Source organism: Virgibacillus dakarensis, from assembly GCF_900155625.1.
GTDB lineage: Bacteria > Bacillota > Bacilli > Bacillales > Amphibacillaceae > Lentibacillus_C > Lentibacillus_C populi.
This window is the reverse complement of sequence record NZ_LT732553.1, coordinates 960,524-985,830: the sequence shown is the minus strand read 5'-3', so window position 1 is coordinate 985,830 and position 25,307 is coordinate 960,524. Positions and strand designations below refer to the sequence as shown.

The window sequence follows — 25,307 nt, the reverse complement described above, 5'->3', positions numbered from 1 at the left end:
AAATTATATGCATAAATCCCCGGAACGTCAAGGGTTATGAATTATTTACCTGTCAATTCGAGTTCTTCACTCATTTCGGTATCAAATAATTGATCCCAGTCATCAGTGTCAATCATATCCAATTGTGCTTCGACCAGCATTTTAAGTCGTGTCCGGAATACTTTTGCCTGTTTCTTTAGTTCTTCCACATCCAGCGAAATTCGGCGCGATTTCTCCAATGCTTCATTAATAATCCGATCGGCGTTTTTTTCCGCTTCCTTGATGATTAACTTCGCTTCTTTGGATGCACTCCCTTTTACTTCTTCAGCCGTTTCCTGGGCAACGAGAATTGATTTATTCAAGGCTGTCTCAATATCCGTGAAGTGTCCAAGCCTTTCATTCAGCTGTTCAACCTTTCCTTGCAAATCCTTCTTCTCCCGGATCGTCATTTCGTAGTCTTTAATCACTTGATCCAAAAATTCATTAACCTCATCTTCATCATATCCACGCCAGCTTCTTGTAAACTCTTTATTGTGAATATCTAGTGGTGATAATGGCACAAAGGCCACCTCCTAACGCAAAATATCGTATCAGTATGCTATAATTTCTTACTTGCTATTATTCGACATAAACGGAAAATATCCTGCACGGATAACAATTTATTTTAAAATGGCCGTCGTTATTTTCCATTTTTCTTTTTTAGTTTTTCCATTAATCCCGGCTAATTTGCTTCTTCCTTTACCCCGGAAAGAGAGAATATCCCCTTCTTGCAACTGATAAGCGGGATTTTCGACCGTTTTATAGTTTACTTTGACAAGACTTTTTGTAATAGCATTTGTGGCATCTTTCCGGGACAGTTTGTATATTTCTTTTAAAATCGCATCAAGTCGTAAGGAGGATACGGTATGATCTGCCTCAGCCCAATATTTTTCCCCGCCTAAAAAATTTACCACTGGTCTTTCTTCCAATGCGATTTTCGCTTTTTTTATCGCTGTTAAATTTGCTTTGATATAGGCAGCGATATCACTTGACATGATAATTTGCACTATACCACTGGCAACATGGATGTCTCCTAATTTTTTTCGCTTCACACCAAGTGACAGAAAAGCACCCATGACGTCACGGTGGGTTAAGGAAATAAACTTGTCCTGATAGGCCGCCTGCATTAACGTAAGGGCAAAATCCTGCTCCTCAATCTCGTCGTAAATTGGAGCGATAATGATCCTTTTTCGCTCCGTATGTGCTGTCCCGCCGCTTTTATGCAATGCCAGCACATCACGCTGGCTGCCAATCAGCATTTCGACAATCTGCTGTTCTCTCGGATCCAAAAAGTCGGTTAATTTGGGCTGGTATGTTTTTTCGACATGTTCCTTCCACGCGAGTACTTGATCAATAAAGCCTTGTTCATCTTTACGAAAGTGCTGATAAATCTCCATTGTTCTCTGCCTCAATACACAATCAATCTAAACAATTCCAATAACCCGCTTCTTGCTAAATACAATACAAAAATAGCGACGATCGGGGATAGATCAATCATTCCTAGTGGTGGAATAAACTTACGGAACATTTCCAGATACGGTTCGCAAATTTTGGCTAGAAACACCCCAATTGTCGACTCCCTTGCCCCCGGAAACCAGGACATGAAAATATAGATTATCAATGCATAGACATATATTTCGAATGCATAAAACAGTATATTAAATAATTGGACCATGCTTTATTACCATCCCTTTTCAAATTCATCTTCAGTTGAAAATGCTTCAGAAATTGTTCCGGAAACATCGACATTATCTGGTGTACATAAAAATGTCTCCGTACCGAGCTTTTGAATATCACCGTTCAAAGCATAAACCGTCCCGCTGAGAAAATCAACAATCCGTTTAGCCTGGTTATGGTCAACACGCTGTAAATTGATGACAATCGCTCGCCGGTTTACAATATTATCAGCGATTTCCTGAACTTCATTATATGATCTCGGCTCACATAGAACGACCTTGGGTGAAGGCTGCTCGATACTTTTTAAATTTACAACATTTTGCTTCCAGTGCTGATCCGTTGATGAACGTTCAGACAAATCGGGCCCCTCCTGTTCCTCGACATATTCATATTCATCATCCATCGCAAAAAATGTTTTAATTTTATTTTTAATGCTCATCGTTTCACCTCATTCATTCCCGGATCCGACTAATTTGGAACCGACTCTGATATGTGTAGCTCCTTCCTCAACGGCAATGTGATAATCATTGCTCATCCCCATGGACAAATAGTTGCAAGGTGCATATTTCAGATCCCTTTGCTGGATGGTATCCCGTAAATCTGCCAGTTGTCTAAATGTATTTCTTAGCACATGCTCGTCATCAACATGTGGTGCCATTGTCATGAGACCGACTATACGAATATGTTGAAAAGTTGCGAGAGAATCGATGAAAGGGATGACTGCCCCTTTGGATAACCCATGTTTCGATTCTTCTCCACTTGTATTTACTTGGACAAAACAATCAATTACATGATCTGCCCGCTTATCAATTTCCTTCGCGAGAGATACCCGATCGAGTGAATGAATCGTATCTACCTTATCAATAATGTCTTTTACTTTCCTTGATTGCAGTGAACCGATAAAATGCCAGGTTGCACGGTCCCGAAAATGATTATATTTCTCAAGAAACCCTTCAGAGCGATTTTCGCCAAGGTTATTGATCCCTGCTGCAATCGTTTCTTCCGTTCGCTCAATTGTAACATATTTCGTAACCCCAATAATGGTTATGTCGTCAGGATTACGGCCTGTCTTCTCGCAAGCTTGTCTGATTGTTGAACGGATGTTCTGCAAATTTTCAGCTACATGCACTGGTTTTCCTCTCCTCCCCGACATCATCATGGTAAGTATCCAATATATCCCAACATTCTTCCTGTTTTACCATTATCTCTTCTATGTGAAAAAAATAACGATTCCTCCTGAAACGTGCAATAATTTGTTATGTCTATATTATGACGTAAAATACCACATTGTAAAAGGATTTCGGTATTTAATTGTTTTAAATCTAATAAATAACGATTATTTCCCTGTTTGGTTACAGTTTTATCGTGTAATTCCACAGGTATATGATGAACAACTCGAGCATCGACTTCATACGCTTTTTGGGAAATACAGGGGCCAATTACGACAAGGATATCATTTGTTTTGCTGCCAGCCATCAGCAGCTTTTCGACCATTTTTTCAGCGATTCGCTTAACCGTTCCCTTCCAGCCAGCATGCGCAATCCCGATATATCCTGATACAGGGTCAAAGAAAAATAATGGTACACAATCAGCAAAAAAGGCGGTACATAGTAAGCCGGATTCATTTGTGAATATCCCATCTGTACCAGCGAGTGAATCTTCAAAAGTAACGGCACCTTTGCCTTTATCATTCCGATTTACCTCTACGGTATTTGCCGAATGAACTTGCTCCGCTGCCACCCAATTGTTCAATGGGAATGCAAGATTATTTGCCAGTAGACGCCTATTGGCTACGACGTCATTGTTATCATCTGGTACATGTAATCCAAGATTAAAGGTTGCGAACGACTCCTTGCTGACACCGCCGATTCTTGTTGTAAAACCTGCTCTGAGTTTTTTATTTATATTTTGCCATTTTTGTATATGTAAAAAAGAATCGGTATCATGGTAAAATGGTTCAGACATATAAACACCCTCCATTCATATGCTTTTTCCATTCTACCATAATTTTAGCGTTTTTCCACGAAATGCTGATCTGGATATAATTTGGGCGACTCCACGTTCTTTACGAGAATAACATCAGAACCGATTGTTTCAATTTGACTCCAATGGATAATCATTTCATCTGTTTTGCCAAAAAAACCGCTTTGTTTTTCTTTTACCGGAACGATCAGGGCAGTAATTTTACCATTTCTTGTATCTATTTCAAGATCCGTAAAGTGTCCAAGTCTTGTTCCATCATCAATAATAATGATTTCCTTTACTTGTAATTCAGATAATTTTACCATAATGCCTCACCCTCCTTGGTTAATTATATGCAAGGCCAGGCTGTTTTCATGTCAAGAGAAAAGCCGCTCATCAAGCTTGTGAGTGACTAATCTCGTTCGAATTTCAAGAGAAAAGCTGCTCATCAAGCTTGTAAGTGACCAAGATCGTTCGAATTTCAAGAGAAAAGGTACTCATTAAGCCTATGAGTGACCAATTTCGTTCGAATTTCAAGAAAGAAGGTACTCATCAAGCTTATGAGTGACCAAGATCGTTCGAATTTCAAGAGAAAAGGTACTCATTAAGCTTATGACTGACCAATCTCGTTCGAATTTCAAGAGAAAAGCTGCTCATCAAGCTTGTGAGTGACCAAACTCGTTCGGATTTCAAGAAAAAAGGTACTCATCAAGCTTATGAGTGACCAATCTCGTTCGGATTACAAGAGAAAAGCCACTCATCAGGCTTATGAGTGACCAAACTCATTCGGATTACAAGAGAAAAGCCACTCATCAGGCTTATGAGTGACCAAACTCATTCGGATTACAAGAGAAAAGCCGCTCATCAGGCTTATGAGTGACCAAACTCGTTCGGATTACAAGAGAAAAGCCGCTCATCAAGCTTGTGAGTGACCAAACTCGTTCGGGTTACAAGGGAAAAGCCACATCACTTCATGTAATGTGGCTTATTCTCTAATTCGTCCTGCTCCAGCATCCGTGAAGCTTCTGAATTTATTCAAACATTTGCTTATTCATTTGCTGGATTGCGGCTTTTTCCAGACGGGACACTTGGGCTTGGGAAATACCTATTTCTTCGGCAACTTCCATTTGCGTTTTCCCTTGAAAAAACCGTTTATTTAAAATCATTTTTTCCCTTGCATTTAACTGGTACATGCCCTCCTTCAGGCTTAGCTTATCGACCCATGTATCATCTTTGTCCTTGTCATCACTAAGCTGATCCATCACAAAGATTGGATCCCCGCCATCATTATAAATCGGTTCAAATAATGAAACAGGATCCTGGATAGCATCCAAAGCAAAAACAATATCCGAGTGCGGAACACCCATTTCTTCTGCGATTTCCATTGGCGTTGGTTCTTTCGATGTTTTATTAATTAATTTTTCCCGAACTTGTAATGCCTTATAAGCAATATCGCGCAATGATCTGGAAACGCGAATTGGATTGTTGTCCCGTAAGTATCTCCGGATTTCACCAATAATCATTGGTACAGCATATGTGGAAAACTTTACATTATGTCCTAAATCAAAATTGTCAATCGACTTCATCAGACCGATACAACCTACCTGGAATAGATCATCCACATATTCTCCACGATTATTGAACCGCTGGATGACACTCAAAACCAGACGTAAATTTCCATTCACAAGTTCCTCTCTAGCTGAAATGTCTCCTTCTTGCATTTTGACAAATAATTTCTTCATTTCCTCGTTCTTTAAAACCGGTAATTTCGATGTATCAACGCCGCATATCTCTACTTTATGTCTGATCATTCTGCTCTACCCTCCCGTTGGAGATGCTGTTCATGGACAGTATCTCCCCCTGGGAAGTTTTTTATGCAGCGCGATTTATGTTAAAAAAGGTAAAAAATTGTCATTTTCCCACTAGAAATAAGGGCTAAACCATTTTATTAAATTCTTTTTTTAAACGCCTGATTATTTTCTTCTCCAAACGGGAAATATAGGATTGCGAAATACCAAGCATATCGGCGACATCTTTTTGTGTTTTTTCCTCCTCCCCGATTAACCCGAAGCGAAGTTCCATAATTTGTTTTTCCCGGGCATTTAGTTGGGACAAGGCATTTTTTAAAAGGTGCTTATCAACATTGGATTCTAAATTTCTTGTAATGATATCATCGTCGGTTCCAAGCACATCGGAAAGCAATAATTCATTGCCATCCCAATCAATGTTTAACGGCTCATCAAAGGAAATTTCGGATTTTAATTTGTTATTTCTCCGTAAATACATCAGAATTTCGTTTTCAATACAACGTGAAGCATAGGTTGCCAATTTGATTTTCTTTTCCGGATTAAAGGTATTGACTGCTTTGATCAGCCCTATTGTTCCAATACTGATCAGATCTTCAATATTAATCCCGGTATTTTCGAATTTCCGAGCTATGTAGACTACCAGCCTTAGATTTCGTTCAATTAACATGGCCCGGGCTGCTTTATCACCTTTTGGCAAACGCTCGAGCAGTTCTTGTTCTTCTGCTTTGGACAATGGTGGTGGCAATGCTTCACTCCCGCCGATGTAATAAATTTCATCCGATTTAAATCCGAGTTTCATTAACGCTCTATACCACCATAAACGCAACCGTAATTTCCATTTCAGCAAATCTATCTCTCCTTTGTCTGATATACTAGTTTAGCAATAAATGAGCATTTGACAGTCCAGTTCCGGTTCCCAGGTGCTTATGAACTTCCGCTCTTGAACAATTTATCCCGCATTAACAGGCTGTAATACCCCCACCTTATCGCGAGTAAACTAAAAAGGAAGGTAGAAGATAAATAGCCCATAAAGATTCGATCATAGGAACAAAGACTAAGAGCGTCACATTCTTATGTCTTCGTCTTTGTGCCCCACATCGTGTCCGCCTCAGGCTAACATTCAATCGGAAAGAAGGGCAGGCTAAAACCGTCACGTCTGCATGCCTTCGCCTGGACTAGCACGTCCTGTGCTTCGGAAACCCCCACTGCATGAAGTTTCACTTTATGCTGTATGGACCGCTGCCAGCTTCATGATTTGTGGATGGAGTAAACAATGATAACTCTGATCATTCACAAGTTCGGCAAATTGGATGCCGATCAAAACTTTACTCGTGATCAGTTTTTCCTCATTATAGTAGACGATTAACTTATCCGGCTTGATTGTCATCATAAATAGACGTTTCCCTTCGACCCCTTGAAACGGAATAAGCTGAATTCGCGTTTTCCATTGTTCCGGGATTTTTTCAAAGTTCAATTCCTCCTGAGCACTTTTTAGCATCTGCCACTCATGCTCGTTAAACCAGTGCTTTAAAAAATGTTCGTCACATATAATTACCGGTTTTTTTGTTAATGGATCGACCAATTGATTCCCGCTGTCAATATATCCTGTAGTCGAATTACTCCGGTTCTTTAATTGAATTGTGACAGGATGTAATTGATCATATCGGATCTTTTCACTGGCGTGCTTGTCCATACGCGTCTTCGTAAACCACCAAACGATCGGAAATCCGATAACAATGAATAGCCAGCTTACAGGATCACCATATCCTTTATTGAATGTAAGGATCCCGTTTGCTGAAAACCCAATTGGATTTTGGAACAAAAAATGTATGGCTATCAAACCACCTCCGATCGAGAATGTTGTGAAATAAAATAATAAAAGCATTTTTACTAACCGGTAGAACGAATAATAACGAAAAGAGCAAAGGATGATAATCACGGAATAACCAATTTTGCCTATCATACTAGTCATAATAGAATCCGGATAATATAAAGAAATAGGTACAAGCATGGAAGCTACAAATGCACCAAAAACAATCCGGATTTTCCTTGTGCTATCTTTGGCTAAAATCTGGGTAAGCATTAATAGCATCATGTCTAATAAGAAATTCAACAGCCAGACAGCATCAAGATAAATCGTCACTTAAGCTCTTCCTTTCCCGCATCGCCCCAATCATCATTGAACCTTTTAAAAATCACCGGAAAATGGATGCGTTAAAAGAAGTATAGCGGACTTGTTCAGCAAAGTCTGTCATTTCTTGTATGCGTAATAGCGCTAATTTTAAGAAGTTATCGGGGAGTTTGTCATATGCATAAGAGGAAGCGCTCGGTTAGCGGCTAGAGGACTCTCGCTCTCCAAGCAGGGTGGTTCGGTGTTGCCGCCGGGAGCGGCGGTTTTAACCGAACAAACAACCGCAGGAGATAAAGGAAACATGCCACTAAAAAAGGGATATGTTGACGCCTGAGCGGCAAGCCCGTTTTTAGCGGGTCTTCCTTCCTACCCGAACCGATGTTGACTTTCGTACGGGGGCGGGTGTTGTCCACTAGCCGTTTTAGCGCTGGAGCTGGACGTGGCATATTTTCGACAGATATGGAGGTAGAGGTAAGAATAAAGAAAAAAATCACGGTAACCACAAATAAACGGATGGATAACACATCCATCCGTTTATTTGTGGTAATTTATACTTATCATTATCTTTTTCTGTTCCGGTTCCGTAAAAAGGTAGGAATATCTAGTGTATCTTCTTCCTGCTTAGAGGGCTGCTGATTTACATTACTTCTTGATTCCCTTCGTGGCATTTCTTCATTTACTTTTGTTGCTGCAGCTTGTTTATGGTTGATAACCGGTCGTGCTTTTGGCTGAGGCTCAGCTTTTTGGTTTTCATCAAAGCCGGTAGCAATTACCGTTACGATTATTTCATCTTTCAGGTTTTCATTAATGACCGAACCAAAGATTACATTTACCTCATTATCGGCTGCTGAGGTAACCAAATCAGCTGCCTCCTGTACTTCATATAAGCTTAAGTTTGTTCCACCGGTAATATTCATAAGAATTCCATGCGCCCCATCGATTGAGGTTTCCAGTAACGGAGAAGAAATAGCTTTTTTTGCGGCCTCTGTTGCCCGGTTTTCCCCTGTAGCAATGCCAATTCCCATTAATGCAGATCCTTTGTCAAACATGATCGTTTTAACATCAGCAAAGTCAACATTAATTAGACCCGGTTTTGCAATCAAATCAGAAATACCTTGTACACCTTGGCGTAGTACGTTATCCGCTTCACGGAACGCTTCCAGCATTGGGGTGTTTTTATCGACTATTTCGAGTAAACGGTCATTCGGGATAACAATTAAAGTGTCCACACAGCTCTTTAATGTGTCAATTCCTGATATTGCTTGTGTCGATCGTCTTCTGCCTTCAAATGTAAATGGACGGGTAACAACACCAACTGTGAGTGCGCCTAAATCCTTCGCGATTTGAGCGATGATAGGTGCTGCCCCGGTTCCGGTTCCGCCACCCATACCGGCAGTAACAAAGATCATGTCTGCCCCTTGCAGTACTTCTTCAAGCTGCTCTTTACTTTCTTCGGCAGCCTTTTTTCCAACCTCCGGATTTGCACCTGCCCCCAATCCACGAGTGAGTTTTCCGCCGATTTGCAGTTTTACCTCCGCTTTTGATAGATTTAATGCCTGTGAATCCGTATTGACTGCAATAAATTCAACACCTTCAACACCGTGTTCAATCATACGGTTAACGGCATTATTTCCACCGCCGCCAACCCCGATAACTTTAATTGTCGCCAGTTGATCCATATTTGTGTCAAACTCCAACATATACCGTTCCTCCTAAAATATACAAAATTACGAGAGTTCCAGAATCTAAACATCAACATTTAAGACCGCTGCTCCCGGCAGCAACACCGAACCACCCTGCTTGGAAGGGCAAGAATCCTCTAGCCCCTAACCGGGCGCTTCCGCTTTTGAATTTAATCAAAAAAGTATTTAAATAAATTGGCGATTCCAGATTCCTTTTTCTTCTTCTCTATTTTTTCCTCTGCTTTTGGCTGTTTTTTCGTTCGTTTTGGTTTTTCTTCGTAGGAATTCACAATAACAGATGGAAATAAATCTTTTCCTTGTATTTTCGCATTACGATAAGCAAATTGCAAGATTCCCACTCCTGCTGTAAATTGCGGTTCCCGAACGCCTATATAATCTGGTAAAGACATTCTGACATTTGCCTGGAATAAATCCTGGGCAAGTTCAAGTACACCAGGCATTTTCATTGTACCACCTGTCAGGACATAGCCACCTGGTAATTCATGGTACCCCATTCGTCTGATTTCCCGTTCAGCATACGCATAAATTTCTTCCAATCTTGCTTCAATCATATCGGCAATTTGCAGCTGGTTATACGTTTGTGAAGTATCGCTGCCAATTGTCGGTACGGTAAATGTTTCATCCTCCTGTGCATCATCGAAAAAAGCATGTCCATAATTTAGTTTAATATCTTCTGCATCCTCTGTCGACGTCCTGAGACCTATTGATAAATCCTTTGTAATGTTATCACCACCAAGAGGAATAACACTTGTTGACACCAAATGGTCATTTTCAAAGACGGATACAGTTGTACAGCCGCCGCCAACATCAATTAGTGCGACACCGAGATTTTTCTCATCCTTTGATAATGCAATAGCCCCTGCCGCAAGCGGCTGCAAGCAAATATCGGTTACTTCCAGTCCTGCACGTTCCACACATTTTAAAATATTATGTAAAACCGTCTTTGAACAGGTAATAATCGTTCCTTCCATTTCCAGGCGAACACCGATCATTCCACGTGGATCCGTTATCTCATCCAATCCATCGACAATAAATTGCTTCGGTATCACATCAATAATTTCCCTTTCCGGTGGTATCGAAACAACCTGCGCTCCATCAATTACCCGAGTTATATCCTCATCACCAATTTCCCTATTCTCACTTTGGACAGCTACCACGCCGTGGCACGCCTGCAGCTGTACATGGTTGCCATTAATACCAACAACCACACGGTCAATCTGCATTCCTACCATCCGTTCTGCTTGCTCTACAGCATTACGGATCGAATGAACAGTTTGATCAATATCAACAATGGCACCCTTTTTCATGCCATTTGACGTTGCAGAACCTACACCAATAATGTTTAATGAATCATTTAGCACTTCACCAATAATGACTTTAATTTTTGATGTACCTACGTCCAAGCTTACTAGTATTTCACTGTTGTCCAATGAAAGGCACCTCCCAATAAAGCATCTGATATTCGTATAATCAGATCGTTTCTATCTGCTCTATTCTATTATTATAAATTAAAATTCCATAAGAATATACTCAAAAATAAAAGATATATAGAGTATTTCTACAAAAAAACATCATTTCCCTTTTATTTTCCATTACTTTTTTCCTTTTTCTTAAAATAAAATTCCTTTTTAAGCAAATGCATGCTGCTGATTGCTATAGTTTGCAAGAGTCTTATACCAAATGCAAATATGGCGGCCAAATATAAATCAATTCCCCATTGCAAACTAATAAATGTTAAGCCAGACCGAATGCCATTATTTAAAAGCCCGCTGATAAAGTGAAACTTCATTCAGTTGGGGTTTCCCCATTCGACGTTAGTTGAACGAATCAGGAATTTACGGGCTGTTTACTCCTCCATCTTCCCGTTTTTGGTTTACTCACGCTAGGGGTATTCCAGCCAGTTAATGCGTGATAAAAATTTTTTGCCAACAAATTTCTTTGCAAAATCCATATCCCGCCAAGTAACATCAAATGCAGCATGTACTAGAGCAGCGGGATAATCCATGATTGCCACAGCCTTTTCCCCAGCACTAAACAGTTCGTTAACAACTTGGTGTATATGACTTTCGAGAACCAGATAATTACTTGGGTTTTCCTCGTCTGGAATATAATTAGCATCATGCGAAGTGACTATCATACCATCACCATAAACAGGTAAATCACCATTAATAATTTGAATTCATTACTTTGTTCAACACATTTGCCAATCAGCTTCTCCCGATCAGCAAATTTTATTTCTAAATCTGAATCCTTTTGGGAAAACATGCCTAGTCTTCCGTTTCATCATTCGTCCCCTCTTCTTTCGTCTCCTTATCAAAGGATTCGAAATAAGCACCAACACCAATATGGATAATACCTTTTTTATCCGGGTTGAGTTGGGCGACAATGGAAGGATAAACTTTCATTTTAGTGGCAAAGTCCCGTATTGTGCCATCGACAAGATAACCGTCATTCATATAAAGCATGATCTTATTTTTATCTTCATCTGTTGGCTTCCAATGAATTTCCGATATCATATTTAAAATACTGTCAGGAAGCTTGTTTAATTCACTCGTCATTTTACGCAAATTTGCTTTATCCGAAAAGTCCATTAATAATGGTGCATCCCCATTAATAGACTTTTCCTTAATCGATGTTAAGACTTGTCCATTACCCAGAACAGGATGAAAAGCACCATCGACGTTTATATAACCAACACGATCATATTCGGATAAATGAATCTCTACTGTCCGTGGAAGTTTTTTAGTAATTTCCACTGACTTTATTGTTGGATTCTTGTGTAACCTTTTTTTTATATCCGTTTCATTGATGGTCCAAATATTTGTTTTATTTGTTATGTTGCTTTTTTCAACAATTGCTTCATCCGAAATAAATGAATTGCCTGTTACAGCCACCGTCTTGACATTGCTTAACGGTGATTGTAAATAGACTATAATCGAAATCAACAAGAAAAAAATGGATAGATAGAATATTAATCTTCTATTTGCTTTCTTTTTTCGAGCTTGCTTCAATTTCGGAATACGATCCTCAATCGAAACAATTTTCTTTTTCTCCATTCTATTCTTCCTTTGCAAAAAATTTAGCGACATGAACGTTTGTCATTTGGTTACAGAAATTATATCATAGATTACAAATAATCATGTAGTACAAATTACCTGTTGCCAATACAATAAAAGCACGCCTTTACAGGAAAGACGTGTTTTTTTGTCTTCTAGGAAATTATCACTAGCGTTGCATAAAAAATAAAAGATCTAGTCAACCATTTTGATTTGTAACTTATTTACATTTATCAATTATAAAGAATATTCAGTCTCACCTTCTTCGTGAATCAGAGAAAAAAAGATAATAGGGCTATAAAGGTAGTCCTTCATCCATTTTTTGGAATTCATTAGTTATTTAAACGAGTGGATCGTACGTTAGATCATCTAAATGTAAAACATCTCCTGATTCATATTGTGCTAAGGTTTCTTCAAATATTCGCTGATGCTGCATCTTTCGGCGTCCGTTGGATGTTCGATCCGGTTTTTTGAAAAGTTCTTTTATGAAGCTCGAAAGACTTTTAGACCAAAAATCACTTACCCAATTGAACATTTCCAGTAATGTACCTTTATATCCTAATTTGTTTTTCATTAACAGATTTAAGCAGAATGTAATCATCGCGATGTAAATCTGGTTGAATACGGCATTTTCGCTTTGTCCGTAAAATTTTATCAAGACCAAATGCTGCTTTATCCATTTGAAAAACAATTCGATTTGCCAACGTGTACGGTAGAGGTCACTAATTTCTTGCGCGCTCACTTTTGCATCATTGCATACAATCGAAATGAGGTTGCCTTTACTATCCAATGTTTCTACCAAATGTAAAGGATGTTTCATATTTCCGATTTTCACCATCGCATCACGAATGATTGCAGAGGATGGATCTACAGGTAGTTCCTCTATCACGTGAACGATCGTATTTGCTTTAATTCTGGTGACAAATCGAATTCCGTTTGCACAATAATACTCAAATTTGCCAAAGTCGAAATAGCCGCGGTCGAATACGTGAAGCGCATCTTTACCCAAAATTAATGGGTCTAACTGTGTGACATCTGCTGGCTTTGCAGGAGTAAGAATCACGTCATTTGGATAAGAAACACCATCACAAAAATTGACGGAAGTATGTAGCTTTATTCCAGCTTTTGTCTCTCGGAAAACGGCCCATTCATATTGGCTAAGGCACATCGAGATCGTTGATGAATCGATTAAATGTATCTTTCCAAGTGCCTTATCTGCTTGCTTGGAACCGAGTTCTTGATGCAATTTTTGAACCAGATGATGCAGGATAACCTGAAAAATTTCAGGCGGTATTTCACCCAGCTTTCGTGAAAGCTGAGATTTACTAATACGCTTTATGCCAACAAGTCTTTGTACCATTTTCTTGCGTTTTACATTATCGCTTATCCGCCCAAGACTCTTTAATTCTTTCAGCTGAGCATAAATGAAAGTTCTGATAAACGTGAGTACACCAAGCTTTTTTACATATTTATCGATTTGGGCATGGTCAATCATTTTTTGTATAACTTTTGTATCCAGTGGATGAATGTATTCCTTAAATACATGTTTTATGGTATTATTGTCCATGTTAGCTCCTTATAGTTAGGGATTTGGACTGGACTACCATACCCTAATTATAAGGCTTTTTTTATGACTTTTAAAGGTTAAATTGCCATTATTGCCAAATTTCACATAAAATATATTTCTTGACTTTTATATTTTATTTTCCTGCAACGCTAGTGGGAAATTATAAAATTTATACGCTGTGGATAACTGGATAGTCGAGAGGGACCACGTCCAGTTCCAGCGCGCAGCAGCTAGTTGATGTTTCTGTTTTCGGGTTGATGTATTCATTTCTCGAGTCAATGTACTTGCTTTCCGGTTGATGTCTTCGCTCTGGGGTTGATGTCTTCCGTTCTTCGGTTGATGTCCTTGCTCAAAGGTTGATACCTACAGCCCTCCGGTTGATCTCAGTTATAAAGTGGAGTATCTACTGACATTTAACAGTATCCCTACTGAACAGAGCGTAAGGGTTAAGGAAGAACCACCATAGCTTAAAAATGGCAGTGTAATACCTGTTACCGGAATTAATCCAATAACAACACTAATATTAATCATCACCTGGATCGTTAACATCGAGACAATACCAAGCGCCAGAAAACGTCCAAATGGATCCGGTGCCGCCAAAGCTATTTTTGTTCCGCGCCAAAATAATAACCCGAACAACCCAATGACAATTGTTCCGCCGATAAATCCAAGCTCTTCACCAAGGATCGCAAAAATAAAATCATTTTGCGGTTCGGGCAAATAGAAATATTTTTGTATACTATCCCCTAGTCCAACCCCCATCAGCCCCCCTGGTCCAAGTGCATAGAGTGACTGGATAATCTGGAATCCAGTATGTTGAGGATCCTCCCATGGGTTTAAAAAGGCTGTTATCCGGTTAATACGGTAAGGTGCAGAAATAATTAGCAATAAAAAACCAACAATACCGATGGATGCTAGTCCGAAAAAATGGGAAATTTTAGCACCAGCTATAAAAAGTAACACCATACAAGACAGGACAAGTACAATTCCGGTTCCCAGATCGGGCTGCAGCATGATTAACCCGAAAGCTGTAAATACTAAAAGCAATGATGGGAAAAAACCTTTCTTAAATGACGTAATATATTTCTGATGAGACGCCAAATAGACGGACAGGTAGATGATTAATCCAAGCTTCATAAACTCTGATGGCTGGATACTAAATGCGCCAATACCTATCCAGCTTTGTGCACCGCCCCGTTCCAATCCAATTCCCGGAATTAACACGAGTAATAAGAGGCCAAAACAACTAAGTAAAATCGGCTTCGCATACTTTTGCCATGTACCGTAAGGAATAGCCATGATAAAAAACATGGCAGCAATTCCAACCCCTGTAAATAACAATTGCCGCTTTAAATAAAAGAAACTATCTCCATATTTGTAATCTGCCCAAACATATGACGAACTATAAACCATCACTGCACCTACAAGCAGTAATGCAAATATGATACCGAGCAACGTATAATCTGGTGCATTTTGCTGTTTAAATATTTTCCGAAACAAAAGCAACACCCCTAATCCATCTTCATAGAAATTGGGGCATTATCTCAGGTTGATAATCATAGTGAAATCAAAGGCGATTCCGACCTTCCGAACTCCTGCATCTGACATCCGTACAAGACAAGCCCCTACATTAATGTATGCACAGCTTGCACAAACATGTCACCTCTTTCTTCAAAAGTTCGATATTGATCCCAGCTGGCACATGCTGGGGAAAGTAATATAACATCATCCGTATTGGATACTTCATACGCTCTTTGAACTGCTTCTGTTACATCCTTTACAAGTATGGAGTGTATTCCAGCTTCATCAGCGAGATTTTTTAATTTTTCTTTGGTCTGGCCAAACAGCACCATTGTCTTGACATTAATAAGGTAAGGAAGCAAGTCGTGAAATCCATTTCCCCGATCCAAGCCACCGGCCAGTAAAATAGTTGGTTTGTTAAAGGATAACAAAGCTTTCTGGGTTGCTAAAATATTCGTTGCCTTTGAATCGTTATAGAAAACCCGCTTATTAATTGTATCAACGTATTGCAATCGATGCTTTACACTGCTGAAGGTCGTCAATACTTCCCGGATCCCATCGTTTGTGGCACCACTTAGCTTCGCAGCACTGACCGCAGCTAATATATTTTCCAGATTATGCTCCCCGACAAGGGTGATTTCACGTTTATCGATTATTTTTTCATTTTTAAAATAGATACAACTCGTATCCGCCCAGGCACCGTTTTCCAATTTTCTTTTCACCGAAAATGGAACCTTTGTTGATTTTGCATCCCGTACAGCCTCTGCAACGATTTCATGTTCCGCATTATAGACAAGATAATCATCGCTGCTTTGATTTTTAAAAATATTGCATTTTGCCTCTTTGTAATTTTCAAACGTGCCATGATAATCTAAGTGTGCCTCAAAGATATTCAGCAGCACGGCAATTTTGGGTTTGAATGTTTGGATACCCATTAATTGAAAGGAGGATAGCTCCAGAACCATTTTTTCCTCTGCTTTAAGAGTGCGTGCAACATCAGTCGCGACAGTTCCGATATTCCCGGCAAGCTGAACGGCTTGTTTGCTTGCTGCAAGCATTTGTGCCGTAAGCATTGTCGTAGTTGTTTTACCATTTGATCCTGTTATGCCGATGATCGAGCCTTCCACCATTTTTCCGGCAAGCTCAATCTCGGTAATAACTGGAATCCTTCTGTTTTGTGCTTCCTGAACAATTGGATTATCATACGGAATTCCCGGATTTTTCACAATTATTTCAATTCCTTCCAAAACAGAAAGAGGGTGGGAGCCTGTAACAACCTCTGCACCCACCTGAGTTAATTCTTTCACAAGTTTCTCGTCCGCCGATACTTTCACGTCGTTTACACGCACATGGATATGACTGTCCAGTAATAATTTAGCTGCTGCGGTACCGCTTTTCGCCAATCCTAAAACAAGGACATGCGAATATGGAAAATCTGTTAATTTATTCAAGTCAAGCCCACCTCAATATATATGCCAAGTACACTAAAAACAAGTCCCACTAACCAGAATGTTGTGACAACCCGCCACTCTGACCATCCTAATAGTTCATAGTGGTGGTGTAATGGGCTCATTTTAAATACCCTTTTCCCTGTTGTTTTAAACGAAATAACCTGAATGATGACGGACAATGTTTCAATAACAAAGACACCGCCGATAACGACTAAAATAATTTCCAGTTTTGTTAAAATGGCAATGGCTGCAATGGCTCCACCCAACGCTAATGATCCCGTGTCCCCCATAAACACTTTAGCCGGGTGTGCATTAAAAACAAGAAAACCGAGTAATGCACCAACAACCGCTAAAGCGAAGATGATTACTTCATAATGAGAGAAACCATACCATGCCAATATACCAAACGCACCAAAGGCAATTGCAGCCGTTCCCGCCAATAAACCATCAAGCCCATCGGTTAAATTCACGGCATTCGATGAACCCACGAGCATAAAGATAATTAAGAGTGCATATCCCCAGCCAAGCTCCCATTGCACGGAAGTTCCGGGAATCTGAATATATGTCGGAAAATCATGCGCATCCAATATAAAATAAAAAATTAGAGCAATAATGATCTGGCCAAGCATTTTCTGTTTAGACGTCAAGCCTAAATTACGCTTCATTACAACTTTAATAAAATCATCCAAAAACCCTAACAGACCATATCCGGCAATTACAAAAATTAATAACCAGAGCTCATAGCCAATACCTTCAGGACTGATCTTTTTAACAATAATCAATGATGTTACGATAGCACTGATAACAATCATAATACCGCCCATTGTTGGTGTGCCGGTTTTCTTTAAATGGGATTTCGGTCCTTCTTCACGAATGCTTTGTCCAAACTTTAATCTGCGTAAAAATGGAATAAATAAAGGTGATAAAAGGACGGTAATTAGAAATGCTATTAAAATGGTTACAATTAATACTAAAATATTCACTGGTGCTTCCAGCCTCCTCGTACGAACCGTCCATTGGTTTATGGATGTATAATTGCGTTGACAAATGACTCAAACTGCATTCCTCGTGATGCTTTAAACAACAAGAGTGCATCCTTTTTCAAATATGGACCAAGGGCGTCTGTCAGCGCCTCTTGTGATGTAAAATGGTTGCAGGTAATATTAGGGTGATGCTGTTCCACTGCTTTCGTTATTTCCTCAGCATGTTCGCCCAGTGTAAATAAAACTGTTATCGAATCATCGATCACCGCTGCAACAGACCGGTGTAGCTCGTTTGCGTAATCGCCCAGTTCAAACATATCTCCAAGCACAAGCACTTTATCTGTAAATCCGGTCATTTGCTTAACAACTTCAATCGCCGCTTTCATGGATGTTGGGGATGCATTATACGCATCATTTATCACAGATACGTCATTCGTACCTGTCATTATCTCGAATCGCATGGAAGTTAACGTTAATGTCTGTAATGCCTGCTTGATTACGTCCTTATCAATTCCTAAACGCGAGCCAAGAGCAACAGCGTATGCTGCATTTTTGGCATGGTGCTTACCGAGCAGGGGAATGTGATATACATGTCCGTCAGACAGGTTAAAAACTGTTTCATTATGATTTGTACGAACAGACTCAATGATGACATCATTACTGTTTTCAAACCCGCATGTAATAACATTATCGCGTTTATGCATCGACTCTATTAATGGTTCATCCCCGTCAATTAAGAGGAGACCGTTTTGTTTCAAGCCTTGGGTAATTTCAAGCTTTGCCTTTGCTATCCCCTCCCGTGAACCGAGGTATTCGATATGAGATTCCCCAATATTCGTAATGATGGCAAAATCCGGTTTGGAAAGTATGGAAAGTTGTTCTATTTCACCAAAATGATTCATACCCATTTCAAGTACAAGTACTTCCGTTTCAATTGGCATGGAAAGAATCGTTAATGGCACACCAATATGATTATTAAAATTGCCGTTTGTATAATGTGTCCGATAGCTTGATTTCATCACCGCTGCAACGATATCCTTTGTCGTTGTCTTGCCATTTGAGCCCGTAATCGCAATTACTGTCGGGTCAATTTTGTCCCGGTAGTTTTCCGCAAGTGTCTGCAATGCGGTTAAGGTATCTTCAACAAAAAATACTGGAAAGTCCGTTGGTAAAAACCGCGGCAATGGACGCTGTTTATTCCATATAACCGCTACAGCACCATTATCAAAGGCTTGTTTAACATAATCATGCCCGTCAAATTTTTCCCCTTCAAGTGGAATAAATAACGCTTTTTTTACTTCCTGCCTGCTATCCGTTGTCACAGCATCGACTGCAATTGCATCTTGTGCTGCTCCTTGATAATCAGTTAAGAAAGTAGTAAGCCACTTTGTCGTAAATAACATATCAATTAATTCTCCTTAGCTTGAATTGCTTCTTTCGCTACTTGCCGGTCATCGAAATCGTATTTCACTTCCCCAATTTGCTGGTATGTTTCATGCCCTTTTCCGGCAATCAATATTATATCATTATCTTTTGCATGCTTAATAGCGTATGTGATTGCATCTTTTCGGTTCACGATAACATCATAATGATCTGCTTCCACACCTTCTGTCATATCGTGCAGAATGGCTTCAGGGTCCTCTGTTCTTGGATTGTCAGATGTAAAAATTGCCCGATCAGCATATTTCAAGGCAATGGCTGCCATCAATGGACGTTTGGTTTTATCACGATCCCCGCCACAACCGACAACAACATAAATCTTTCCTTTTGCAAAGCCTTTAATTGTTTGTAATACATTCTCGAGGGAATCCGGTGTATGCGCATAGTCGACAAGTGTCGCAAATGACTGGCCAGCAATTACCGGTTCAAAACGCCCGCTAACACCAGTTATATTTTCAAAAGCAGATTTGATGCTTACTAACGGGATATGAACAGCTATTGCAGCAGCACTTGCCGCCAGCATATTATAAACATTGAACATTCCAATAAGTTTACTATTTATTTCAGCCTCACCAGTTGGCGTTTTTAACGTGAATTTAGTACCAGTTGCCTCCAGCTGAATATTAGCTGCCATTACTTGCGCTCTGTTTTTGCATCCGTACGTCATAACGTGCTGAGCAGTACTGCGTTTTAGCAGTTCGCTTGCTTGATCATCTTCATTAATAACAGCGAATTTTTTACGTCCTTCATTATAGGTATTTCCTAATTGGGCAAACAAAAGACTTTTCGCCCGTAAATAATCATCCATATCTTTATGATAATCCAAATGATCCTGCGATAAATTGGTGAACACCGCAACATCAAAATCACAACCATATACGCGCCCTTGGTCCAATGCGTGAGAGGATACCTCCATAATTGCCGCTTCCACATTTTGCTCAGCCATTTGATTGAACTTTTTTTGTAAAAATAATGCGTCTGGCGTCGTATTTTTTACCGGATAAACTACTTCACCAATTTTCATTTGAATAGTACCAATCACACCGGTTTTCCGGTTAATCTGGTTAAATATCGATTCGAGCAAATAGGTTACAGTTGTTTTGCCATTCGTTCCGGTGATCCCAACAAGCGGAAACTTTGTTGTTGGATAATCATAGAATTTCGCAGCAAGCATTGCCAGTGCTCTGGAAGTATTTGCAACGGTAACAGTTGGCACTGCCGTTTCCAGCTCTTTTTCCGCTAAGATGGCTGCTGCACCATTGCTTGCGGCTTGTTTAACAAAGTCATGCCCATCAACCGTGTAACCCTTTATACAGACAAAGAGATCCCCAGCTTCCACTTCACGAGAATCCATTTTGATTGTATTGATATCGATGGTTTCGATTGAATCAACTGCATGATAAAAAGGTAAGACGGAAAGAATTTCTTTTAATTTCATCATAAAACATCCTAACTGATTGAAATATAACCTACATATGTATTCTGCTCTATGTGCATTTTTAAGAGGGTGGAGCCACCCTCTTTTATTAATCAACTGGTCAAACGGACATCGCTCCTGCCCGGGCGCTTTAGCTTTTGTTCGTCTAGCTCCAGCGCCCAGGAGCTAGTGGGCTTTTGTTATCATTATAGCAAAATTTATTCGGATTCACGATCTTTTTTATCAGAAAAATATATTCTGATTTTTGAGCCTTGTTCAACTTTTGTCCCGGGATCCGGTGCTTGATCGATAATATAATCACCTGATCCACTTGTTTCAATCGACAGGTTTGTCATGTATTCGGTTAATTCTTTTTTCTTTAACCCGACTAGATCAGGTACCTCGATTTTTGGCTGCTCCGGCCAAAGGTATTCTTTATCCAGACCGCCTTCTCTAGGTTCCACACCAAGTGTCCTTAAACTATCTCCGATAATTGTTCCGACAATCGGCGCAGCTACCACGCCCCCAAATTGGACGGTGCCTTTCGGATTATCAATTGCGACATAGACTACAATTTCCGGATCGTCAGCAGGAGCAAACCCAATAAAAGAAACGATATAGTTATTTTGCATATATCCGCCATCAGGTCCTACTTTCTGGGCAGTCCCGGTCTTTCCCCCAACTCGGTACCCATCTACATATGCTGGCCTGCCTGAACCATTAGCAACAACACTTTCTAACGCACGTCGCACCTCTTTAGAAGTCTCTCCGGAAATAACTCTATCTTTTGTCACAGTCTCAACTGTCTCAACTGTCTCTTTTGTTTGCGGATCAATCCACTCTTTAGCAATATGTGGTTCATATAAATATCCGCCATTTACTGCAGCGGCTACCGCCATTACCTGCTGAATCGGGGTAACAGACACCCCTTGTCCAAATGATGTTGTAGCAAGCTCAACAGGTCCGATGTTTTCCTGTTTAAACAGAATCCCGGTTCCTTCTCCTTGTAAATCAATCCCCGTTTTCTTCCCAAATCCGAAATTTCTAATATACGAGAACAATTTTTCCTTTCCTAAATCCATCCCCAAGCTAACAAAACCAGGGTTACAAGAATTTTGCACAACTTCTAAATAGGTTTGGTGACCATGGCCGCCGCTTTTCCAGCAATGCAGCTCTGTTCCATCGACAGAAATGGAGCCATCATCATCGAATGTGTCGTTCATCAGGTCTACTTGTCCTTCCTCAAGAGCGGCTGCCAATGTAATAATTTTAAAGGTTGATCCAGGTTCGTAAGTTTTCCAAATCGGTAAATTCCGATCAAATATTTCCGAATCAACTTCCTGATAATTTTCCGGATTAAAGTTCGGTCTGGATGTCATCCCAAGTACACCGCCTGTTTTGGGATTAACAGCTATCGCCAGTGCCCCATCCGGATTGTATTTTTCTACTGCCAAATCCAGTTCACGCTCCATAATCGTTTGCACTTTGGAATTGATAGTCGTTTTCAAATCCAGTCCATCGACAGGGGGTTTGTATACGTCTGCCATCTCTGTTAGTTTCTTTCCTTTGGCATCCGAATAAAAGGATAGGCTCCCTTCCTCACCACTGAGCTTATCATCATAATAGAGCTCCAATCCCATTAATCCTTGGTTATCGATTCCGGCAAAACCAAGCACATGTGACAAATCATCTCCAAACGGATAATTGCGTTTGGAATCCTTTGCCAGATAAACGCCTTCCAAATCAAGCGTTCGTAATGCTTTTTCCTGTTCCTTTGTAATCTTTCTTCCCTCGGGATTGATATTTACCTGTGATCTTACTTGCGTGACATAGTCGTAAGCCTTATCGACGGATATGTCCAAAACAGATGCCAATTTCTCCGCAGTTTTTTGCGGCTCTTTTACTTGTCGGGGAACAATGATGACAGAGGGAGCAGAGACATTCTCAGCCAAAATCTCCCCATTAACATCTAAAATATTGCCTCGCTCCGGTTGAAATGCAATGTTCCTTGTCCACGAATTATTCGCCTTCGCCATCAACTTGTCGCCGATAATAAATTGCACATATCCTAGTCGAAAAACAATGACAGCTAGTACTAATAATCCACAAAGAAAAACAGTGACTATTCGTTTTCTTACCGTTACAGCAGATACACGTTTCATCTTCCATCCCCTTTTCATAGGCAGGCTTGTATCCACTATATGAATGAAGAAATATGAATAGAACACTGTTTATAAGCATAAAAGCGGAAGTCTCTGCGTAATGGAGCTGGACATGACATACAAGAACACGCTTTCTGTTAATGGCGTTTGTTACAAGTCCAAGGCAGGGCAAGCCCAGCCTTGGTCACAAACTGCTCAATGAGACACTTAAGTCTCGCTGTCATTTTCCGCTTTTTTATCTTTTTCCTTTTTATTTACTGGTACTTCCAGTTCAACACCTAGATAGTCATTCTCTTTTACCTTTGCACCTTCCTTAATACTTTGACTGACGACATAACCATTACCCATCGTTTCAATTTTTAAATGCAGTAAATCAGCCAGCTGTAAAACATCACGCATTGACCAGCCTTTAATATTTGGCATTACAGGTTTGTTGGTCACCAATAGAATGCGATTGTTCGGTAATAGCTTATCACCTGCTGCTACACTTGCATCTACCACTTTGTTACCAGATCCGATCGTCGTTACATGTAATCCAGAATCAGTTAACTTTTGTTTGACCGATTCCGTATTTTCATCGATTAAATCTGGAACCTTAATGGTATCAACCGGTTTGTTTGCGTCCTTATCAGGCTCAATATTTAAATAGCGTAAACTGTTTTTCATGACATTGTTAAAAATAAATGACACTGGCACAGAGCCAGATTCATGGCTTTCATCGTCTAAATCCGGTTGTTTGACAGAGACATACATCATTAATTCCGGATCATCTTTTGGTGCCATACCCAAAAATGAAAAAATATAGTTTTCCGCTCCGGTTAAATATCCGCCATTTTTGGAATTCGGTATTTGTGCAGTACCTGTTTTGCCAGCAACGGAGTAATCTTCCAAATCATAATATTTTCCAGTCCCATGTTCACCTTTCACAACCGTTTCAAGCAGATCCATAACATGCTCAGAAGTTTCTTTGGAAATTGGCTGTCCGACAACCTCTGGTGATTTTTCCTTTATAACTTTCCCTGTTTCCGAGTTGGTTATTTTGGAAATAATGTATGGTTTAACCATTTTTCCGTCATTTGCGATTGCCGTGGCTGCTTTCATTTGTTGAATAGGTGTCAAAGTGGTTCCCTGACCAAATGAGGTCGTCACTTTTTCTATTGGCCAATTATACAAAATTTCTCCAGTTACCTCTTCAGGTAAATCAATGCCTGTTTTTTGATCAAAATCAAATGCTTTGAGATAGTCCAGGAATTTTTCTGGTCCAATTTTTTCCCAAACCAGTTTCATGGCCGCAACGTTTGATGAACGCTGAAATCCTTCATCAAATGTAATTGAACCCCACGTTTGTTTCCAGTCGCGGATCGGCTTATTCCGGTCACTAATCCGATAACTGCCGGATTCAAACCATTCGTCCCCATTATAAACACCCTCCTCAATTGCCGCTGCCCACGTAAACATCTTCATTGTTGAGCCTGGTTCAAACGGCGTTGAAATAGCATCATTATACCAATTTTCCACATCTTTCGGGCTATTGGGGTTATAGCTTGGCCGATTGCTCATGGCAATAATTTCACCTGTTTTCGGGTTCATTACAATGGCAGTGATCCGTTCTGGATTATATTTCTTATCCACTTGTGACATAACATCCTCTAGTAACGTTTGTATCTTTTGATCAATGGTCAAATAAACATTGTTGCCATTTTGCGGTTCTTCAATGACTTCTTTCGGGTCCAATAGTTTTTTGCTATATTTGTCACGCTGATAAGAAATATGACCCGCCTTCCCACTTAAGACTTTGTTCATTTGATTCTCAATGCCGGTTACTCCACTTATTTTTCCATCATCTTTGCGGGCAAACCCAATGATTTGCGAAGCAAACATACCATTTGGATAGTAACGGATCGCTTCTTTATCAAATTTGATTCCGGGTAAATCCAGCTTCTCGATTTTTTCCTTTGTTTGTTGTGATAACTCCCTGCCGTTTGTCCCGAATTCAACTTGAAACTTACCGTTTTTTATTCCATCCCTTAACTTTTGCAGAATGAAATCTTTATCCGTATCTAATAAAGGAGCCAATTTTTCCGCAGTTTTCTCCGGATCATCTACATGCATGGGCTCCTTGGAATCTTTCGTATATGTTTTATCAACTATTGCATAAATACGGAATGTCGGCCGGTCATATGCTAGTGTCATTCCATTACTGTCCAGTATTTTTCCTCTGTCTGCATGAAGGGGATAAGATGCCGTTCTTTTCTTTTCTGCCCAATCATTCAGGGAGACACCATTAATTTCACCTGTTGCCTGAATATATAAAAATCGGCCAGTTAAAATCAGGAAAATCGCCACAAATACAAGAATGAGGATCCCGGACATGAAGTGTGTTGTCTTATTCTTTTTCATACCATATCCAC

The 25,307-nt window shown here is 39.9% G+C and carries 24 protein-coding genes; all 24 read right to left on the bottom strand.

Features of this window, described 5'->3' with window-relative positions; all coding sequences use genetic code 11:
- Positions 1 to 41: 41 nt before the first annotated feature.
- Complete coding sequence (locus CZ382_RS04920) at positions 42 to 539, bottom strand: DivIVA domain-containing protein (RefSeq protein WP_088050099.1); 498 nt, start codon at positions 537 to 539, stop codon at positions 42 to 44.
- Between the two features lie 99 nt (positions 540 to 638).
- Positions 639 to 1,415, bottom strand: a complete 777-nt coding sequence (locus CZ382_RS04915; RefSeq protein ID WP_088050098.1) for a YlmH family RNA-binding protein — start codon at positions 1,413 to 1,415, stop codon at positions 639 to 641.
- An 11-nt stretch (positions 1,416 to 1,426) separates the two neighbouring features.
- The gene (locus CZ382_RS04910) at positions 1,427 to 1,693 is read right to left on the bottom strand and encodes a YggT family protein (RefSeq protein WP_088050097.1); all 267 of its coding nucleotides are present in this window, start codon (positions 1,691 to 1,693) and stop codon (positions 1,427 to 1,429) included.
- A 6-nt stretch (positions 1,694 to 1,699) separates the two neighbouring features.
- Positions 1,700 to 2,134 (bottom strand): cell division protein SepF, encoded by a 435-nt coding sequence (locus CZ382_RS04905; protein WP_088050096.1) that lies wholly within the window; start codon positions 2,132 to 2,134, stop codon positions 1,700 to 1,702.
- Between the two features lie 9 nt (positions 2,135 to 2,143).
- Complete coding sequence (locus CZ382_RS04900) at positions 2,144 to 2,824, bottom strand: YggS family pyridoxal phosphate-dependent enzyme (RefSeq protein ID WP_230856047.1); 681 nt, start codon at positions 2,822 to 2,824, stop codon at positions 2,144 to 2,146.
- 26 nt (positions 2,825 to 2,850) lie between these two features.
- Entirely contained in the window at positions 2,851 to 3,660 is an 810-nt protein-coding gene (pgeF, locus tag CZ382_RS04895) for a peptidoglycan editing factor PgeF (protein ID WP_088050095.1), read from the bottom strand.
- Positions 3,661 to 3,704: 44 nt separating this feature from the next.
- Entirely contained in the window at positions 3,705 to 3,983 is a 279-nt protein-coding gene (locus tag CZ382_RS04890) for a YlmC/YmxH family sporulation protein (protein WP_088050094.1), read from the bottom strand.
- A gap of 705 nt (positions 3,984 to 4,688) precedes the next feature.
- Entirely contained in the window at positions 4,689 to 5,468 is a 780-nt protein-coding gene (gene sigG / locus CZ382_RS04885) for an RNA polymerase sporulation sigma factor SigG (protein WP_088050093.1), read from the bottom strand.
- 124 nt (positions 5,469 to 5,592) lie between these two features.
- Complete coding sequence (sigE, locus tag CZ382_RS04880) at positions 5,593 to 6,312, bottom strand: RNA polymerase sporulation sigma factor SigE (RefSeq protein ID WP_088050092.1); 720 nt, start codon at positions 6,310 to 6,312, stop codon at positions 5,593 to 5,595.
- 375 nt (positions 6,313 to 6,687) lie between these two features.
- The gene (spoIIGA, locus tag CZ382_RS04875) at positions 6,688 to 7,608 is read right to left on the bottom strand and encodes a sigma-E processing peptidase SpoIIGA (RefSeq protein WP_088050091.1); all 921 of its coding nucleotides are present in this window, start codon (positions 7,606 to 7,608) and stop codon (positions 6,688 to 6,690) included.
- 548 nt (positions 7,609 to 8,156) lie between these two features.
- Positions 8,157 to 9,296, bottom strand: a complete 1,140-nt coding sequence (ftsZ, locus tag CZ382_RS04870; protein ID WP_088050090.1) for a cell division protein FtsZ — start codon at positions 9,294 to 9,296, stop codon at positions 8,157 to 8,159.
- A gap of 152 nt (positions 9,297 to 9,448) precedes the next feature.
- On the bottom strand, positions 9,449 to 10,729 hold the full coding sequence (ftsA, locus tag CZ382_RS04865; protein WP_088050089.1) for a cell division protein FtsA: 1,281 nt from the start codon (positions 10,727 to 10,729) through the stop codon (positions 9,449 to 9,451).
- A gap of 152 nt (positions 10,730 to 10,881) precedes the next feature.
- Positions 10,882 to 11,088, bottom strand: coding sequence for a DUF1290 domain-containing protein (locus CZ382_RS04860; protein ID WP_088050088.1), 207 nt, complete (start codon positions 11,086 to 11,088; stop codon positions 10,882 to 10,884).
- A gap of 93 nt (positions 11,089 to 11,181) precedes the next feature.
- Positions 11,182 to 11,436, bottom strand: a complete 255-nt coding sequence (locus CZ382_RS04855) for a hypothetical protein (RefSeq protein WP_088050087.1) — start codon at positions 11,434 to 11,436, stop codon at positions 11,182 to 11,184.
- Positions 11,433 to 11,564: a hypothetical protein gene (locus CZ382_RS24510; RefSeq protein WP_268811311.1), complete on the bottom strand. Its 132-nt coding sequence runs from the start codon at positions 11,562 to 11,564 to the stop codon at positions 11,433 to 11,435. Before CZ382_RS24510 ends, CZ382_RS04855 begins: the two co-directional genes overlap by 4 nt.
- Positions 11,565 to 11,566: 2 nt before the next feature.
- On the bottom strand, positions 11,567 to 12,355 hold the full coding sequence (locus tag CZ382_RS04850; protein WP_088050086.1) for a cell division protein FtsQ/DivIB: 789 nt from the start codon (positions 12,353 to 12,355) through the stop codon (positions 11,567 to 11,569).
- 340 nt (positions 12,356 to 12,695) lie between these two features.
- A complete protein-coding gene (locus CZ382_RS04845; protein WP_088049366.1) occupies positions 12,696 to 13,922 on the bottom strand; it encodes an IS4 family transposase in 1,227 nt (408 codons plus the stop codon).
- Between the two features lie 387 nt (positions 13,923 to 14,309).
- Positions 14,310 to 15,422 (bottom strand): stage V sporulation protein E, encoded by a 1,113-nt coding sequence (gene spoVE / locus CZ382_RS04840; RefSeq protein ID WP_250889776.1) that lies wholly within the window; start codon positions 15,420 to 15,422, stop codon positions 14,310 to 14,312.
- A gap of 125 nt (positions 15,423 to 15,547) precedes the next feature.
- Complete coding sequence (gene murD, locus CZ382_RS04835; protein ID WP_088050085.1) at positions 15,548 to 16,894, bottom strand: UDP-N-acetylmuramoyl-L-alanine--D-glutamate ligase; 1,347 nt, start codon at positions 16,892 to 16,894, stop codon at positions 15,548 to 15,550.
- The gene (mraY, locus tag CZ382_RS04830; RefSeq protein ID WP_088050084.1) at positions 16,891 to 17,877 is read right to left on the bottom strand and encodes a phospho-N-acetylmuramoyl-pentapeptide-transferase; all 987 of its coding nucleotides are present in this window, start codon (positions 17,875 to 17,877) and stop codon (positions 16,891 to 16,893) included. Before mraY ends, murD begins: the two co-directional genes overlap by 4 nt.
- 38 nt (positions 17,878 to 17,915) lie before the next feature.
- Positions 17,916 to 19,280, bottom strand: coding sequence for a UDP-N-acetylmuramoyl-tripeptide--D-alanyl-D-alanine ligase (locus CZ382_RS04825; RefSeq protein ID WP_088050083.1), 1,365 nt, complete (start codon positions 19,278 to 19,280; stop codon positions 17,916 to 17,918).
- A 5-nt stretch (positions 19,281 to 19,285) separates the two neighbouring features.
- Complete coding sequence (locus tag CZ382_RS04820) at positions 19,286 to 20,755, bottom strand: UDP-N-acetylmuramoyl-L-alanyl-D-glutamate--2,6-diaminopimelate ligase (protein ID WP_088050082.1); 1,470 nt, start codon at positions 20,753 to 20,755, stop codon at positions 19,286 to 19,288.
- A gap of 197 nt (positions 20,756 to 20,952) precedes the next feature.
- On the bottom strand, positions 20,953 to 22,896 hold the full coding sequence (locus CZ382_RS04815) for a stage V sporulation protein D (protein WP_088050081.1): 1,944 nt from the start codon (positions 22,894 to 22,896) through the stop codon (positions 20,953 to 20,955).
- Positions 22,897 to 23,103: 207 nt separating this feature from the next.
- The gene (locus CZ382_RS04810; RefSeq protein WP_088050080.1) at positions 23,104 to 25,296 is read right to left on the bottom strand and encodes a penicillin-binding protein; all 2,193 of its coding nucleotides are present in this window, start codon (positions 25,294 to 25,296) and stop codon (positions 23,104 to 23,106) included.
- Positions 25,297 to 25,307 lie beyond the last annotated feature (11 nt).

Bases quoted from the DNA above. Each gene is read 5' to 3' on its own strand.
- CZ382_RS04855 (WP_088050087.1), bottom strand. From the start codon at position 11,436: ATGATAGTCACTTCGCATGATGCTAATTATATTCCAGACGAGGAAAAC.
- CZ382_RS04820 (WP_088050082.1), bottom strand. From the start codon at position 20,755: ATGAAATTAAAAGAAATTCTTTCCGTCTTACCTTTTTATCATGCAGTT.
- CZ382_RS04910 (WP_088050097.1), bottom strand. From the start codon at position 1,693: ATGGTCCAATTATTTAATATACTGTTTTATGCATTCGAAATATATGTC.
- CZ382_RS04845 (WP_088049366.1), bottom strand. From the start codon at position 13,922: ATGGACAATAATACCATAAAACATGTATTTAAGGAATACATTCATCCA.
- CZ382_RS04915 (WP_088050098.1), bottom strand. From the start codon at position 1,415: ATGGAGATTTATCAGCACTTTCGTAAAGATGAACAAGGCTTTATTGAT.
- CZ382_RS04810 (WP_088050080.1), bottom strand. From the start codon at position 25,296: ATGAAAAAGAATAAGACAACACACTTCATGTCCGGGATCCTCATTCTT.
- CZ382_RS04815 (WP_088050081.1), bottom strand. From the start codon at position 22,896: ATGAAACGTGTATCTGCTGTAACGGTAAGAAAACGAATAGTCACTGTT.
- CZ382_RS04890 (WP_088050094.1), bottom strand. From the start codon at position 3,983: ATGGTAAAATTATCTGAATTACAAGTAAAGGAAATCATTATTATTGAT.
- ftsZ (WP_088050090.1), bottom strand. From the start codon at position 9,296: ATGTTGGAGTTTGACACAAATATGGATCAACTGGCGACAATTAAAGTT.
- pgeF (WP_088050095.1), bottom strand. From the start codon at position 3,660: ATGTCTGAACCATTTTACCATGATACCGATTCTTTTTTACATATACAA.
- CZ382_RS04860 (WP_088050088.1), bottom strand. From the start codon at position 11,088: ATGAAGTTTCACTTTATCAGCGGGCTTTTAAATAATGGCATTCGGTCT.
- sigG (WP_088050093.1), bottom strand. From the start codon at position 5,468: ATGATCAGACATAAAGTAGAGATATGCGGCGTTGATACATCGAAATTA.
- CZ382_RS04825 (WP_088050083.1), bottom strand. From the start codon at position 19,280: ATGTTATTTACGACAAAGTGGCTTACTACTTTCTTAACTGATTATCAA.
- CZ382_RS04905 (WP_088050096.1), bottom strand. From the start codon at position 2,134: ATGAGCATTAAAAATAAAATTAAAACATTTTTTGCGATGGATGATGAA.
- CZ382_RS24510 (WP_268811311.1), bottom strand. From the start codon at position 11,564: ATGTTTTCCCAAAAGGATTCAGATTTAGAAATAAAATTTGCTGATCGG.
- CZ382_RS04850 (WP_088050086.1), bottom strand. From the start codon at position 12,355: ATGGAGAAAAAGAAAATTGTTTCGATTGAGGATCGTATTCCGAAATTG.